Raw genomic sequence first — 16682 nt, 5'->3', positions numbered from 1 at the left:
TCAATACTATAAAAATTATGAATTATACGAAATATTATAAAACTTACGGATGACAAGTGGTGAAATTTTAGCTATAATTATCCCTAATTATTAAAAATAGCATATTATTATTCTACTACTTTCTATTATTACATAACCAAGGGGGAATTTGACAGTGAGTAATGAACAATTAGATCAGCTGCGCGGCAAACTGGATCAAGTGAATCTGGAAATTCTTGATCTTATTAACAAGAGAGCAGAGCTTGTCCAGGAAATTGGGCAAGTTAAAGATAAACAAGGTGCTAATCGTTTTGACCCTGTCAGGGAAAGGGCAATGTTGGATTTAATTACAGACCACAATAATGGTCCTTTTGAAAACTCTACCTTAGAAGCGCTGTTTAAGGAAATTTTCAAGGCAAGCCTTGAGTTACAAGAAGACGACCATCGTAAAGCGTTGCTTGTTTCCAGAAAGAAAAAGCCGGACAATACCATTATAGATATCAATGGCGAAAAATTTGGAGACGGGGAACAGCACTTTATTATGGGACCTTGTGCCGTAGAAAGTTATGACCAAGTGGCCAAAGTGGCAGATGCTGTCAAAAAGCAGGGATTGAAGCTGTTAAGAGGCGGAGCATTCAAACCAAGAACCTCGCCATATGATTTCCAAGGTTTAGGTTTGGAAGGTTTGCAAATATTGAAAAAGGTAGCTGATGAATTCGGATTAGCTGTAGTAAGTGAAATTGTCAATCCAGCTGATATAGAAAAGGCTGTTGACTATATTGATGTTATTCAGATAGGCGCAAGAAACATGCAGAACTTTGAATTGTTAAAAGCAGCAGGTGAAGTTGATAAGCCTGTCTTGCTAAAAAGAGGACTATCGGCCACGATTTCCGAATTCATTAATGCGGCAGAGTACATTATTTCTAAAGGGAACGGCAATATTATTCTGTGTGAAAGAGGAATTCGTACTTATGAAAAAGCTACAAGGAACACGTTGGACATTACAGCTGTACCTATCTTGAAGCAGGAGACCCACCTTCCAGTCATGGTGGATGTGACCCATTCTACTGGACGGAGAGACTTGTTGCTACCTGCTGCCAAGGCAGCACTCGCTATTGGAGCCGATGGTGTGATGGCAGAAGTTCACCCTGACCCGGCTGTGGCCTTGTCTGACTCTGCGCAGCAAATGGATATTGAAACATTCAATCGTTTTATGGCAGAATTAAAAAAATAATAACAAGATTCATTGCTTTGTATTTGAAGCCCTTGCCTGCTATTATATGGTGAGGGCTTCATAATGTTTAAATGAACAAAAATCAATAAAAAATAGGGCAGGAGGGCTTAAAACGGTTCGTCTTCAAACCGGAGGGTTGTCTTGCGCTTTTACTTAGAAGGAATTGCTCGCCGATCAACTTCTTGTGTCTGCGCTGCATTACTTATTTTTGCTTTATTGGTAATGCAAACATTGCGGAAGCCTGTCGAGTATCGTATTATTAATGAAAAGCAGTTTGCGACAAAGAACTAGATATAGGAGGTTTTTTACTTATGAATATAACAATATATGATGTAGCCAGAGAAGCAAACGTCTCGATGGCGACAGTATCAAGAGTAGTGAATGGAAATCCGAATGTAAAACCGGCTACACGTAAAAAAGTTTTAAATACGATTGAGCGTTTAGGTTATCGTCCAAATGCTGTTGCCCGGGGATTGGCCAGCAAAAAAACAACCACCGTGGGTGCAATCATCCCAGACATTTCCAGTATATTTTTTGCGGAGCTAGCAAGAGGGATTGAAGATATTGCTACCATGTATAATTACAATATTATCTTAAGCAATTCAGACCAAAACAAAGACAAGGAATTACATTTAATTAATACGATGCTGGAAAAACAGGTGGATGGCATTGTCTTTATGGGCGGTAAAATTACCGAAGATCACGTAAACCAATTTAAAAGCTCGCCCGTCCCTGTAGCGCTTGCTGCAACTATAGATGAATCACAAACAGTCCCATCGGTAAATATTGATTATGAACAAGCTGCGTACGAGGCTGCATTTCTTCTGCTTGAGCATGGTAATGAACATCCTGCGTTCGTTTCAGCAACGGAAGAAACGGAAATTAACACCCAGAAATTCAATGGTTACATGAGAGCACTTAAAGAAAAAAATGTCACAGTCAACGAAGATTTGATTATTAAGGGTGACTATACTTACGATTCTGGTATGGAGGCGCTTGATCAGTTAATGTCTTTAGACAAAAAACCGACAAGCATCTTTGTTGCTTCTGATGAAATGGCGCTAGGTGTCATTCATGGTGCGCAGGACAGAGGATTAAAGGTTCCTGAGGATATTGAAGTGTTTGGTTTCGACAATACTCGCTTAGCAACGATGGTTCGCCCGACATTATCGACAATTGTTCAGCCGATGTATGATATTGGTGCAGTTGCAATGAGATTGTTGACCAAATATATGAATAAAGAAGAGGTTAGTGACCAAAACATTATTTTACCCCATCGGATTATTGAGAGAAACTCAACAAAATCCAGTAAGAGCTAATAAACAGGCAGATTTAGTGCCATGCAAGAGGTACTGGCCTTCCAACAAATAAATCCTAATGGTTGGTAAAACCGGGTGCAGGAATATACGACACTTTTGGTTCATTATTAGTTAGGGAGAGAGTGTATGAAAAAAAGAGACATCTTGACTCCAATCGGCATTACCTTAGGTTTCGTCATGCTAATGTTCGGCATTTTGGCAAGTGGGGGCAGTGGTGGATTTTCGTCATTTGTCCAAGTGTCCTCTATATTGATTGTTATCGGCGGACTAGCTGCAGCTATCTTAATTAATTTTAATTTAGAACAGTTAAAGCTGACACGGTATGTATTAAAAGAGGCATTTCATAAAAATGAACAAAGCCTTCCTGAGTTGATTAGCTTGTTTACCCGCTTGTCGGAAAGAGCCAGAAGGGAAGGTTTGCTTACTCTGGAAAATGAGTTAGAAGATGTAGACGATCCTTTTTTGAAAAAAGGGATTCTACTTGCGGTAGATGGAATTGAGCCGGAAATGATAAATGATATTATGAGTGCCGAAATTGCCGCCCTGGAAGAGCGCCACCTAAAAGGGAGAACGATTCTGGAAAAAGCAGGAGAATATGCTCCTGCTTGGGGAATGATTGGAACATTGATCGGTCTTGTGCTTATGCTGAATAACCTGCAGGACCCTTCTACATTAGGCCCTAATATGGCAGTAGCCCTATTAACTACTTTTTATGGGACAGTGCTTGCTAATTTAGTTTTTATTCCGATGGCAGGCAAATTAGAAAATAAGACAGATGAAGAAATATTTTTTAAACAAATAGTAATAGAAGGTGTCATTGGTATTCAATCAGGCCAAAATCCCCGAATTCTTGAAGAAAAGCTTAGCGCCTTCTTATCTAATGAAATGAAACAGAAGGCAGGCAAACAAGCTGAAGAGGAATTCATGGGAGAATCCGTTCATGAAGCTTAGAAAGAAAAGACGGTCGAATAAAGGTACTCCGAAGTGGATGATTACATATGCCGATATGGTCACCTTAATTTTAGTTTTTTTTATTTTGTTGTTTTCTATGTCCCAAATCGACTTAGTAAAGTTCGAGGCATTGGCTGAGTCTTTTAAGAACAACATGATCTTTGATTATTCTCCTTCTCCAGTCCCGATGGAAAACCCTGCCGAGAGTACAGACAAGAGGGACAGTGAAGAGAAAACGGAAGAAGATCAAGTGGAAGAAACAAAAGATGCGGATGATCATCAGGAATCTATTGATGAGCTGTTGAAAAAAGTGACTGCTTTTTTGGATGAAAACGACCTAAATAATGTGATTACTGCTAATCGGACGGACGAGGGTGTTGTGTTGATTTTGCAGGAAAAGGTGCTGTTTGAGTCTGGAGAAGCGAATATTATTGATGAAGGTAAATCCTTACTGGATAAAGTTGATACTTTATTAAGTAACATCCCGAATAAGGTAAGAGTCGAAGGTCATACGGATGACCGGCCGATCTCTAATTATCGCTTTCCTTCCAATTGGGAGCTCTCTTCAGCAAGGGCTAGCAGTGTGATCCGCTATGTCATTGAAAACGGCTCAATTGACGAAAGTCGTTTCAGTGCAGCAGGCTATGGAGATACCAGGCCATTGGTTGCCAATGATTCTCCCGAAAATTGGGCGAAAAACAGGCGCGTGGAAATCGTTATTTTGCAACAGGGAAATCCAGGCTAGGTATAGATCATCAAAGGATGGAATTCATTCCATCCTTTTTTAAATGGAAAAACCTATTTTTCGCAATGGACACTGTTAAAATGCTTTTTATTTCTGCAATATTGTAAGCACTGTTGAAGCATTTTTTCGTTTTTTTCAGTAATCTCCAATTTTCTGGGTATCTTTTGATAGATATCCGAAGCATCATGCCAATCATCCGGCAAGCTGACAGGGGAAAGTTGCTCCCATTTGGCCTTCCATGAAGCAGGCAGCCTTCCGGTAATAATTTCCCCTGTTAGCATCACGCTCCATAGTTGGCCCCAAGCTCTCGGAACTACTCGCCAGATGTCGTACCCGCCTCCCCCTAATGCGATCCACCTGCCTTCACAATATTGATTAGCGAGGCGCCGTGCGAGAAGGGGGATTTGTTCAAATGTTTTCATGGTGGAGCATAGATGGGTTAATGGATCATAACAATGTGCATCTACGCCATTTTGAGTAATAATAACGTCTGGCTGAAAATACTCTGCCACTTCTTTGAAAGCGGATTCATATACTGATAAATAAGATTCATCTTCAGTGAAAGCATCGATTGGAAAGTTAAACGTATATCCATAGCCCGTTTTTAAGCCGCGTTCGTTTATATTTCCTGTACCAGGGAATAAATATCTTCCTGTTTCATGAATGGATAAAGTACATACTTCCGGATCATCGTAAAACAAAGCCTGGACACCATCGCCGTGGTGGGCGTCCGTATCTACGTATAATACCCGCAGATTATAGTTCTCGCGGATATACTTTATTGCTACTGCCCCATCATTATAAATGCAGAAGCCAGAGGCTTTTCTTTTAAAACCGTGATGTAAGCCGCCGCCTAAATTTAACGCATGTGACGCTTGTTTGTTCAACACGGTGTCAACAGCTGTCAAAGTACCGCCTACAAGGAGGGAGGCCGATTCGTGCATATTGCTGAACATGGGAGTATCTTCAGTTCCCAATCCGAACTTCCAGCCTTCTTCCTGGCTAAGGTTCCCATTGCTGGCTTTGATAACGGCTTCAATATAACGCTTATCATGAACAAGGGCTAATTCTTCTACTGTGGCCGTCCGCGGTTTTATTAAATGATTCTCTTTCAGTTGGCCTTCTGCTTCTAACAGTTCTTTCGTCATCACAACCCGCTGCTGATTAAATGGATGATCGGAATTAAAGTGATAATCAGTAAATGCTTCTGAGTAGATAAAGGCAGCCTGTTCTTTATTCATCTTTGGACACCTGTGAATTTGGCCAAAGGACTTCATAGTCAGCAGCCTTTAAGTCTTCAATGATTGGCAGCGGATTCATTGTTTGAAATCTAAAAACGAGTATTTTAAAATTTGGATCATCCTTATATGGATAGATCAGGACAGAAGTTATGTTTGTTTTCCGTTTTCCAAATATACTGGCCACTTCTGGAAGTATCCCTGCCCTGTGGGGAACCTTAACCTCTATTTGTGAGCTTTGAACATTTGTGCCGGTTAATTGTATCATGGTATAAAGCATATCTTTTTCTGTTACCATTCCCACCAGCTTATTATTTCTGACGACTGGCAGACAAGCAAATTCGTGTTCATAGAAGATCGCGGCAATCTCCTCAACAAAATCAAGCGGATGTATAGTATGGACAGGATGGCTCATGATTGTCTTGATTCGGTGCTGTAATTCCCGGAAATGATCACCGCTAGTAAAAATAGAAGGGCTTGCGTCGCGGACATCCCGGTCTGAAACAATTCCAATCACTTGATCGTTTTCATCCACAATTGGGATATGGCGAATATGATAGTGATTAAGAAGTTTCAAGGCTTCTTCGATGGAAGAATCGGGAGATAAGCTGATTACATTGGTATTCATTATTTCTTCAACAAGCATTCAGATTCCCTCCCTTAACGAACGGTATTTCTCTCGCTGTAAGAACCGCAGACGATCGAATTTTTCAATTGAGCTTTCAGGAACATTGCTCCCTATTCTTACCATCAAACAATTAGCTGGATGGGAAACAATTTCCGGATCGTCCGTAGGAGATGGGGTCAAACCGCCGACAAACATCATTTTTTCCATTACTTTTCGGTAATCCCATACACTCAGCTGCTTGCCCTTTAAGTCCCAGTGCCAGTAATATTCTGTTGAGATAACAATATAGTTTTCCATCTCTTCATCTAACATAGAAACCATCAATAAGCGGGAGCCTATTTTGTGGCCGCGAAAAGAGGCAGCTATTTCTATTGCTCCCAATTCTATTAAGTCCTCCATTTTAAATTCTGACCAGCGTTCTAATGGATCGGGATATAAATATGTTACATAGCCAATAATGGTATCCTCGGTACGCGCAATAATTATTCTGCCTTCATCAAAGTCTGCAATCTCTTGGATTGCCTTAAACTGCTTCTTTGCTGGACGGAAGGCGTTCAGCCCTTCGTGAAAGTTAAAATTCATTAACTCTGGAGAAGAAAGTGGTCCTTCGATCGTTATTTCGCCTTTTTCCGTTTCCAGTTTCAAAGATTGGTAGTTTTTTTTATGCTTCACGATTACACCACCTATGGAATCTCGTTCTTTAAATATTATACAGGAAATAAGAAACGATGGAAACAAGGGCAAAGTTAACTAGAAAAACGGTCAGCGGGGGAATAGGGATATCAATGCTCGTTTATCAAACGGTTTGGTCTACTATTATATTGATTGGAACATGTTATTGCTTAGAAAAACCCCCTTGCTTTTCGCGAGGCCCCTGAAAAAGTCCTTTTTAGTCTAAATGGGCTGTCAACGTTTGTTGTTGATTTCACGAACAGCTTGTCGGTCGACGCTTGCCGCGAGCACGGCCTCAACTAACTTGGTCAAGAAGATCACTTGACCAAGTGGAACTTCGGCTCGTGCTGTTCCTGCAGGTGTCACCACCGATTGCCCTTCGCGGAAGCAACAGAGGCCAATTAAAAAACAGCGAATGGAAGCATAGACACGGATATGAGATCGCCTCAACTTCGAATCTCGAAGGATGTGCATTCAAGGGGCAATGGCGATTTTTCACGGCAAATGAAACAGATCGTTAAACGAATGAAGGAATAGAGGGCACAAACCTCTTGAAGTTAGACGAAAAGCGGTCTGTATGGAAATAAAATCCCACACAGACCGCTTTTTTAAAATTCTACCTATCATAGAGCTTCAGCTTTTCAGTCCCCTCCCTTTTCGCAAGGGGTTCTCATTTATTCCTGATCGCCTTGTTGACCACTTTCTTCTTCGTTGGCCTCATCATCGTTTGGTGTTTCCTCGTCCGAAGAACCACTACCTTCGTCTGTTTGTTCCTCTTCATCGGAATTGGAAGAATCATCCTCTTCCTGTTCTTGCTCTTCTTCTTCTTCATCTTCCTGGTTCTTTTCATCCTTGCGTTCCTTGTTTTTCTTTGAATCATCGTCTTCCTTGATATCGCCGATTTGTATTGTTTTTGAAGCTGATGATTCTCTGCCAAAGTAGTCTACAGCTTTCACATGATAGACAGCACCATTGCTTGGAACCTTAAAGCTAGTATCGGTAGTATTGCCTATCAAGCTGAAAGATCCGCCAGACCGATCGGCGCGGAAGATTCGGTAACCTACTACGTCATTACTTGATGACTTCTTCCATTTCAGGTTTTTCCCGCTATTTGAGAGGGAGCCAGGTGCACTTGGCGCTTTCCCATCATCTTTAATATCAGAAGACCTTTTATCTCCCGAGGTAAAAGCAATATCATCCCATCCACCGCTAGCACCTCTTGGCCTTAACAGGGATAAATCACTGAGCGTATTGTACATCGTTTCCTTCAGCCAGTCAGCATTAAATGAAACGCCATCTCCGCTAGTAAACTCGGAAGGGGTATTTTTTCCAGCAGCAACCGTTTTGCCATCTATTTTGACAAAGTTACCACTGACAAGACTATTATCTTCCTTAGCCGGAGTATATTTAGCATTAAAGATATCAGAGCTGACTAAACCAATGTCCTGGCAAAGGTCAGATGGCTTCATTCCCGATGTGCGGCAGAAAGATCTCTCCTGGATGCCATCTGGTCTGCTGAAGTTGTTTTCCGGAGCCATAAGCTCAGGGTCAATTTTTGTTGCTGCATTTACCAATTCCGACCATAGACCGATATTACGATTGCTGTATCCTGTACTACAAGGATACTGCGAATTACAAGTGAGCTCTTTCGGGGTGTCGTAGCCAATCCAGCTACCCATGGTCACATTAGGATTGGTTGCAACAAACCAGGCATCCCACCAATCGACCGATGTACCAGTTTTACCAGCCCAATCTACACCTTTATTAGTTAAGCGGGATTGAGTATAAGTAGCTGTACCACTGTTTAGTACGTCTCTCATCATATCAACTGTGAGATAATTCGTCTGAGGTGAGAAGACCTCAACTTCTTTGGTTTCATGCTCAAAAAGTACTTCGCCTTCATTTGTTTCAATCTTTTCAATCATATAAGCATCGACAAATTTACCATTGTTTCCGAAGGTGGAAAAAGCATTGGTATTCTCTTCAACTGTTACACCTTTGCCCATGGAACCTATCGCAAGTGAAGCATTGGTGTGATCTTCAGCTGTTAAGGATGTAAAACCCATTTTTTCTAAATAATTTGCAGCAGGATCACTATCGATTATTTCTGTATAAGTAGTCACTGCTGGTATGTTGTAAGATTTTTTGAGTGCTTCTCTGGCAGTAACTAGTCCATGGTAATTCCCTGAATAGTTTTTAGGCCAATTCCTAGGGAGTTGTGGATATTTTTGATTAAGGTGGACATCCAGTACAACGGAGCCCGGCTGGATGGCACCGGCTTCCATGGCAGGGCCGTATACCAATAACGGTTTCATTGTACTACCGTTATTTCTTACCGTATCAGTGGCATGGTTAACTTCAGAAGTATCATAGCCTCTGCCGCCAAGAAAACTTATAATCTTTCCCGTTTTATTTTCAATCAGCATTCCAGCTGCCTGTACAGGTTCCATAATGGTTGTTTCTTCGCCAGTCTTTGGGTCAATAATGGTTTCCGGTTTGTCAGGACCGTAATTATCGTATTCTTTTCCTATTCTTTGAAATTCATCATAGATTTCTTTATTTATCGTAGTATGGATTTTATAACCGCTTCTCCGTAAATTACGGTCTGCAAGAATACGGTATTCTTCACGTAAGGACTCGTTATTTTTTATATCTTCTTCCGTATAGCCATCTTGTTCTGCCAGTTGCAGTGTGATAATTTCTTTAGCTCTTTCTTCCACCTCATTTGTTAAATAAGGATATTGATCTAAGGGGGTTTTGGTCGGTTCTGTAAAGTCTGCTGTTATATCATATGCTGACGCTTTCTTGTATTCTTCTTCCGTTATATAGCCAGCTTCAAGCATCCGGCTCAGTACCGACTGCATCCGATTTAATCCAGGCTGGATCGCTTCCTCGCTTTTCTGTTCGCCTCCATTGGTAAATGGAGTATAGTAGGAGGGACTTTGAGGAAGTCCTGCAAGGTATGCCGCTTGTGGCAAATTAACTTCACTAGCATCAATCCCGAAAATCCCTTGGGCCGCTGTTTCAATACCAGCAATATTGTTGCCTGAAGCATCTCTTCCAAATGGTACAATATTCAAATAAGCTTCTAATATTTCATCTTTCGTTAGAGATTTTTCCAGCCTCATGGCCAGCAATATTTCTTTTGCCTTCCTTTCAAAGGAAACCTCGTTCGTCAATATTTGGTTTTTGATTAATTGTTGAGTCAGAGTACTTCCACCGGTTTTTACAGATGAATTGGTTGCTTCTTGAAAGATCGCTCTGAGAATTGCCTTTGGGACTACTCCGTTATGCGTTTCGAAATAGGAGTCCTCTGTAGCTATGATTGCATTCTCTACGTGGTCGGATACTTTTTCTAAAGTTGTTTCTTCTCTATAAAGATCTGAACGAATGTTTCCTAAGTATTTATTATCTGCAAAATATAATTCCGATGTTTCTTCATAATTATAGATTTCTTCCCGCATATCAGCAGAAGATCTAACCGGTTCGTCTTTGACAAGGGAAGCAAAGTAGCCTGCGCCAGTACCTCCCGCAAAGAAAAGCCCAATACAGCCAACAATGAGAAAAAAAAGGACAACATTCCAGACGACGTCATAAGTGATTCGAAAACTTTTTTGAATTTTCCCTTTGTGCCAGAGTTCTTTTACTTTATCTATATATTTGTCCGCAAAATTTTTATAATTCACTGCAAAACCTCCTAAATATCAATCTATATTATAGCATAGCAGTCAACTTGGACACAGTTTTTATACTGTCTTTTATTGCATTTCCTTAAATTATATGGTATTAATGTATCATTAGAAAAAAATCACTCCATAAGAAATACAAAAATTTTAAAATTGTAAATAGATAAGCGAAGATGGAATATAGTAGCAGATTGATTCCCTGTTGACAGAGAGCTGCCGGTTGCTGGAAGGCAGTACATAATTAATTGCGAATTACACTCCTGAGCTTCTTCCATGAAAGTGGAAGACGGCTGGCCTGGCCGTTACTGATCAAGTGGCATTTTTTAAAATGCAACAAGGGTGGTACCGCGAGCAACTCGTCCCTTTTTATGGGAGGAGTTTTTTTGTTCTCTAGATAATACAGCCAAAACGAAAAAGGAGCAGGGTAAGATGGATATATTACAGGATTTGCAAGAGAGAGGTTTGATTCACCAAACAACGGACGATACAGGGATTAAGAAACATTTGCAGGAAAACGTTGTAACACTTTATTGTGGCTTCGATCCAACTGCTGACAGCCTTCATATCGGCCATTTACTTCCTGTTTTAATGTTAAAGAGGTTCCAGCGTGCCGGCCATCGTCCGATTGCATTAATTGGGGGTGGAACAGGGTTAATTGGTGATCCAAGCGGAAGATCTACTGAAAGAGCTTTGAATGAAACGGACGTAGTGAAAGGGTTCAGTGAAAAAATTGAAGCCCAGCTTGCAAAACTACTCGATTTTGAGCAGGGAGAAAATGCAGCCGTAGCCCGGAATAATTTTGAATGGCTATCCAAAATGACAATTATTGACTTTTTAAGGGATACAGGTAAGCATTTTGGCATTAATTATATGCTTGCCAAAGAATCAGTAGAATCAAGAATCCAGCATGGCATATCCTTTACTGAATTCAGCTACATGATTTTACAATCATTGGACTTTCAAAATCTTTATGAGAAGGAGAACTGCACGCTCCAAATCGGCGGCAGTGACCAGTGGGGAAATATTACCGCTGGAATGGAATTAATCCGCCGGACCCGCAGTGAGCAGGAAGAAGAGGCAAAAGTGTACGGTCTGACAATGCCGTTAATTACTAAAGCAGACGGCACCAAATTCGGGAAAACAGCCGGCGGCGCTATCTGGCTTGATCCGGAGAAGACATCGCCTTATGAATTTTACCAGTTCTGGATCAACACAGACGATCGTGATGTGCTGAAGTTTATCAACTACTTTACCTTCCTGGACAAGAATGAAGTTTCTGGCCTGGAACAAGAGTTACAGACAGCACCGGAAAAACGGACGGCCCATACGAGACTTGCCGAAGAAATGACTGAAATGGTCCATGGGCGTGAAGCACTGGAAGAGGCAAAAAGGATATCAAGCGCATTGTTTAGCGGTGATATTAAGTCGCTTAACGGGACAGAAATTGAACAAGGCTTTAAGGACGTGCCTTCCTATCATAAACAGAAGGAAGATGCCAATATTGTTGAACTGCTAGTAGAAGCAGGCATTTCATCCTCGAAGCGCCAGGCGAGAGAAGATGTTAAAAACGGAGCAATTTACATCAATGGCGAGCGACATCAGGAGTTGGACAAGATGATAGGTTCAGAAGAACGCATCGATGACAAATTCACGATTATTAGAAGAGGAAAGAAGAAATATTTTCTCATCCGGTTTGAATAAAAGAACGGCTGTCCATAGAAGGGCAGCCGTTTTTATAACACACGAAACAATCGAAGTTCGGAAAGTAGACAAAGAGAGGGCTGACGGGACTTCCCCGACAGCCTGAAAAAAATAAAAGCTTGGCATTTATGCCAAGCTTTTTTCATTAACTGACGATTAACGAGAGTAGAATTCAACGTTCCACTCAACCCTTGACGTATCAATGTTTATATAGATGTTATTCAGAATTGGCCCCACTTTTGGCCCCACCTAAACTTTCAGAGAATAGCTGAACTGTTTCTTCTTCTAAGTCCTTGTGGTGTATTTCCTAGTATTTCCTAGTATTTCCTATTTTAGGTAAAAATGTAAATTACCGGTATCTAAATTTATGCTTTTATAATTTATTGATGTTATTCCAGTAATAAAAAAAGACGAAGATTAAAGCTAATCTTCATCTTTTTTTCTTTACACTTCTAGTATTTAGAATCCCTAAGAAACACAAGTTGAAGTGCAAGAGTTGTTATAAAGAAAGAGAAAAAACACCATGTACTAAATTTTATAAAAGAAACAGCTAATTATTATATTATTGATGTTTGTTTCAATTCAATAGGTTTGTTAACAGCCAAATAAACATAGATTCCAACCTTCTCCTTCTACTTGATGTCTTCGGTAATGGATTGTGATAAGGTGCCTTTGAGATACATTTATAGCATTTCTATAATTTTCAATAGAGTATCCCAAAATATATGGGATAACTGGATCCATTGATATATCCCAATGAAATAAATAGTTTTCTTCCATGTCGTCCCAATCAAGTGAATATTGTTCATTAAAGCAATGTAGATTATCGAGGACATGCTTTTAAAGCAAAATAGATGCTCTTGTATATTTGTGAAGTAACTTATACTAAAACAAACTAGTGTGTTTGCTTAGTACACTCATCTCTCTCATGTTCAAGTATAGGGCCATTTAATGGAATAAGGGGATTGCTCAATATTATAATATTTGAAATATATGGTATTGTAAGATGGTTATTAATTATATATATAGAGGTGGAATTACATGCCTAAAATTGACAATATGTTAGCAATTCTATGGATGCTTCGTTCAGGTGAAAAAATTACTGCAAAACAAATTTCGGAAAAGTTAGAAATTAATATAAGGACTGTGTATCGTTATATTGATACAATTTCAACAAGTGGCGTACCTATAATTTCAGAACCAGGACATAACGGTGGATACACTTTATTGAACAATTTTATTGAGGCTCCTCTTTTTTTTGATTTTGAGGAGCAAACTTCACTATTTCACGCTGCTGTTTTTGCAGAAGAAGCCGGATATTATGGAGGTGAAGCACTAAATAGGGCCATTTCAAAACTAAGTAAATACTCAAATCAAGAGCAGGAAACAAAGATAAACCAACATTTAACTAGTCTTGAAGTAATAAGTCGATTAAGTTCTCTCTCTATGGAATCTTCTTTGAAGGAGTTGGAGCAGGCCTTAGCTGACGGGTACTCAGTAAAAATTCTTTACCATAAAAGTGGCGAAAAGCAATTAAATTATAGATTGGTCGATCCGTACAGAATTATCTATTGGAATAATAAGTGGTATATGATTGGATTTTGTCATCTTAGAAATGATATCCGTAGTTTTAGAGTAGATCGAATTGAAAGTCTAATGCTAACCGAAAATAAGTTTAACCGGCCAGAAAATTTTCCGGCACGTGACTTTTTTATAAAAAATCTTCTTCCAACTATAGAAGATAAGGAAGGGATTATTTCTTTGGTTATTAATGGGGATAAAAGTGTATTGGCTGATATTTGCCAACATTGGTTTTTAGGACATTATTTACAAGAACGGACTTCAAACCAAGCAGTTTTTCATCTTGAAAAAGATATGATACATACATATGTACCTTATTTACTTTTACCGTACAATAAATCTATTAAAGTTATTGAGCCAATAAGTCTTAAGAAAAGACTTATTGAAGTTCTGTCGGAATTAATAAAATTTCATCAAGAATAATAACTTCCCTGACGTTAACTGTCAGGGAGGTTATATTATAATAGCTATATCAATTGTGATTGGAGTGTTATTGGATGCAAACAAAAAAAGTTTTTCTATATGTATTTAATACAATGTCGGACTGGGAATATGGATATTTAATTGCTGAACTAAACTCAGGAAGATATTTCAAAAAAGATTTAGTACCTTTAAAAGTAATTACAGTAGGAGCTAATAAAGAAATGATTACTACTATGGGAGGACTGAGCATAAAACCAGATATTTTCATTGATGAATGTACTCTTGAGAGTAAAGATCTTTTAATTTTACCAGGAGGTACTACTTGGAATGAAGAAATTCATCAACCTATCTTGGAAAGAATTGGCCAAGCTTTAAAGCTTGGCACTATTGTTGCTGCAATTTGTGGTGCAACTGAGGCCCTTGCGAATATGGGATACTTAGATACTAGAAAGCATACAAGTAATAATTTAGAATACACTAAAATGGTATGTCCTAACTATAAAGGAGAAAGGTTCTATGAGGTGGGATCTGCGGTATCTGATGCGAATTTAGTTACTGCATCAGGAATAGCTCCTCTGGAATTTGCGGTGGAAGTACTGAAAAAATTAGATGTATTTGCACCAGATACATTACACTCATGGTATAACCTAAATAAGACTCATAAACCTGAATACTTCTTCCAGTTAATGAATTCAATAAATAGCTGAGCTAAAAAATCAACTTAGCAGTTTTATATTAGTTCAAATAAAAATAATGTAGTAACTGAAAAGCTCACTTTCTCTATTTTGTTTTGCAGAGAAGTTGGGCTTTTTAATTTGGAATTTCCTTATCGTTGTAAATCCGCATTTTCCTGACGCTACCCCTATATGCAAATATACAAAACCAATTAATGAATTATACTTTGGACAAAAGAAATATCGACTTAATCGAAGAACACACTATCCAACGCTCCCTAAATTTATTATAAGGAATAATAAATACATATATATATAATTACTAATTTCATAATCATTAAAACAGGTTGTTGTGGAATTACGTTCTTCAACTAAACCAGCTAATAGTTTGTCAACATTTTTCAATGAAAAAATTAAATTAATCATGTTACACTAAATTTGGGCATACCAAATAGCCTTCCACTCTTCTGGTTATGGAAGGTTTTGTATTTAGTGGTCAAGTTTATCTTTTAGTCTATATCTTGGAAAGCTGCCTTATTTGTCATAATCGCAAATATCCATCTTAAGAGTTTGCTTACACAGGCTATTATGGCTACTTTGTAAGGTTTCCCTTCTTCTCGTTTCTTATCATAAAAGGCCCTTAACCTTTTATTCCGAGGGATAATCTCATCTGTTGTTTTCTTTTTTCGACAGTAACGAATTGCACACTTTACTGCCATAAATAATGCCTGGCGTAGACGGCTTGAACCTCTTTTGGTTATGCGATTGATCGTGGCTCTGAACTTCCCAGACTCAAAGACACTTGGATCAATTCCTGCGAAGGCTACAAGCAATTTTGGATGACTAAACCGTGGCAAATCACTCTTAGCTTTTTATATGTGATATACACCGTGAATATCAAAATGCAAATGGTGTCAATCACCTTGCAGATTGGTCTGGAATTTTAATGAATATTCCTCGTAAGTATCCTCTTAATATTCATTATACGACTTGCTACTTTCTATCCCTTCACCCATGCTATGATTTTATTGGTCACACTTTGGTCCCAGCTGGCCCCAAATCAAATCAATTCATTATCTTACATTATTTTGCAAACTAAATTAAAAATAAGAACCCTTGAAACATTGATATATCAACGTTTTAAGGGTTCTTTGTGTGTTATCCTGCAAACTGCAAAGATTAACGAGAGTAGAATTCAACGATAAGCGGTTCGTTAATTTCAGCAGGTAATTCAGAACGTTCAGGGTAACGAGTGTACGTTCCTTCAAGAGTATCTTCATTGAAAGAAAGATATTCTGGAACGAAGTTATTTGTTTCCACTGATTCTTTAATAATGTCAAGGTTTTGTGATTTTTCACGAAGGCCAATCACTTGTCCTGGTTTTACGCGGTAAGATGGAATATCGACACGTCCGCCATCCACAGTTACGTGGCCGTGGCCTACAAGCTGGCGAGCTTGTCTACGAGTGCGGGCAAGACCCATACGGTAAACCAAGTTATCCAAACGTGATTCAAGAAGGATCATGAAGTTTTCACCATGGATACCCTTCATGTTTCCTGCCTGGTCAAACAAACGGCGGAATTGACGTTCGTTAATTCCGTACATGAAGCGAAGCTTCTGCTTCTCTTGTAATTGCAGACCATATTCTGATAGTTTACGGCGCTGGTTAGCACCATGTTGTCCTGGCGGGTAAGGGCGCTTATCTAATTCCTTACCAGTACCAGTTAAAGAAATTCCGAGACGACGAGACTTTTTCCATACAGGACCTGTATAGCGAGCCATTGTACATCTTCTCCTTTATATAGTAGATTTGCATAAAATAAGACAGTGTGTTCCCGATCGCTGCCCATT

12 protein-coding genes, 1 pseudogene and 1 other annotated feature are annotated in these 16682 nt (G+C 39.3%); of the genes and pseudogenes, 7 read left to right on the top strand and 6 right to left on the bottom strand.

Going from position 1 to position 16682, the window contains the following annotated elements:
• The first annotated feature begins 154 nt into the window (after positions 1–154).
• The 4 genes from BLR93_RS14935 (at position 155) to motS (ending at position 4228) form a co-directional block, all read left to right on the top strand.
• On the top strand, positions 155–1213 hold the full coding sequence (locus BLR93_RS14935) for a bifunctional 3-deoxy-7-phosphoheptulonate synthase/chorismate mutase (protein WP_093216268.1): 1059 nt from the start codon (positions 155–157) through the stop codon (positions 1211–1213).
• A 311-nt stretch (positions 1214–1524) separates the two neighbouring features.
• The gene (gene ccpA / locus BLR93_RS14930) at positions 1525–2532 is read left to right on the top strand and encodes a catabolite control protein A (RefSeq protein ID WP_093216265.1); all 1008 of its coding nucleotides are present in this window, start codon (positions 1525–1527) and stop codon (positions 2530–2532) included.
• A gap of 126 nt (positions 2533–2658) precedes the next feature.
• The gene (gene motP / locus BLR93_RS14925; protein WP_093216263.1) at positions 2659–3483 is read left to right on the top strand and encodes a flagellar motor protein MotP; all 825 of its coding nucleotides are present in this window, start codon (positions 2659–2661) and stop codon (positions 3481–3483) included.
• The gene (gene motS / locus BLR93_RS14920) at positions 3473–4228 is read left to right on the top strand and encodes a flagellar motor protein MotS (RefSeq protein ID WP_093216260.1); all 756 of its coding nucleotides are present in this window, start codon (positions 3473–3475) and stop codon (positions 4226–4228) included. The genes motP and motS overlap by 11 nt, the downstream gene beginning before the upstream one ends.
• A gap of 53 nt (positions 4229–4281) precedes the next feature.
• Here motS and BLR93_RS14915 read toward each other — a convergent pair whose 3' ends face one another.
• The 4 genes from BLR93_RS14915 to BLR93_RS14900 all read right to left on the bottom strand — a co-directional run bounded on the left by BLR93_RS14915 (position 4282) and on the right by BLR93_RS14900 (position 10452).
• Positions 4282–5469 (bottom strand): acetoin utilization protein AcuC, encoded by a 1188-nt coding sequence (locus BLR93_RS14915; protein ID WP_093216258.1) that lies wholly within the window; start codon positions 5467–5469, stop codon positions 4282–4284.
• On the bottom strand, positions 5462–6112 hold the full coding sequence (locus BLR93_RS14910; protein WP_093216255.1) for an acetoin utilization AcuB family protein: 651 nt from the start codon (positions 6110–6112) through the stop codon (positions 5462–5464). Before BLR93_RS14910 ends, BLR93_RS14915 begins: the two co-directional genes overlap by 8 nt.
• A complete protein-coding gene (locus BLR93_RS14905; protein WP_093216253.1) occupies positions 6113–6766 on the bottom strand; it encodes a GNAT family N-acetyltransferase in 654 nt (217 codons plus the stop codon).
• Between the two features lie 674 nt (positions 6767–7440).
• Entirely contained in the window at positions 7441–10452 is a 3012-nt protein-coding gene (locus tag BLR93_RS14900; protein WP_093216250.1) for a transglycosylase domain-containing protein, read from the bottom strand.
• 161 nt (positions 10453–10613) lie between these two features.
• Positions 10614–10819: a binding site (T-box leader), on the top strand.
• A 62-nt stretch (positions 10820–10881) separates the two neighbouring features.
• Between BLR93_RS14900 and tyrS the strand changes: the two genes are divergently transcribed.
• The 3 genes from tyrS (at position 10882) to BLR93_RS14885 (ending at position 14864) form a co-directional block, all read left to right on the top strand.
• Positions 10882–12153 carry a tyrosine--tRNA ligase gene (tyrS, locus tag BLR93_RS14895; protein ID WP_093216248.1) on the top strand — a complete coding sequence of 424 codons (1272 nt, stop codon included), beginning with the start codon at positions 10882–10884 and terminating at the stop codon, positions 12151–12153.
• 1041 nt (positions 12154–13194) lie between these two features.
• Positions 13195–14157, top strand: a complete 963-nt coding sequence (locus tag BLR93_RS14890) for a helix-turn-helix transcriptional regulator (protein ID WP_093216245.1) — start codon at positions 13195–13197, stop codon at positions 14155–14157.
• Positions 14158–14231: 74 nt separating this feature from the next.
• On the top strand, positions 14232–14864 hold the full coding sequence (locus tag BLR93_RS14885) for a type 1 glutamine amidotransferase family protein (protein WP_093216243.1): 633 nt from the start codon (positions 14232–14234) through the stop codon (positions 14862–14864).
• A gap of 476 nt (positions 14865–15340) precedes the next feature.
• Here BLR93_RS14885 and BLR93_RS14880 read toward each other — a convergent pair.
• Together BLR93_RS14880 and rpsD are read right to left on the bottom strand one after the other, a co-directional pair.
• A pseudogene (locus BLR93_RS14880) lies at positions 15341–15691 on the bottom strand (transposase); the annotation flags it as partial.
• Positions 15692–16010: 319 nt separating this feature from the next.
• Positions 16011–16613, bottom strand: a complete 603-nt coding sequence (gene rpsD, locus BLR93_RS14875) for a 30S ribosomal protein S4 (RefSeq protein WP_093216240.1) — start codon at positions 16611–16613, stop codon at positions 16011–16013.
• Positions 16614–16682 lie beyond the last annotated feature (69 nt).

The organism is Sediminibacillus albus, from assembly GCF_900101125.1.
GTDB lineage: Bacteria > Bacillota > Bacilli > Bacillales > Amphibacillaceae > Sediminibacillus > Sediminibacillus albus.
Note: the sequence above shows the minus strand (reverse complement) of the source record. Positions and strands in the feature narration are given on the sequence as shown.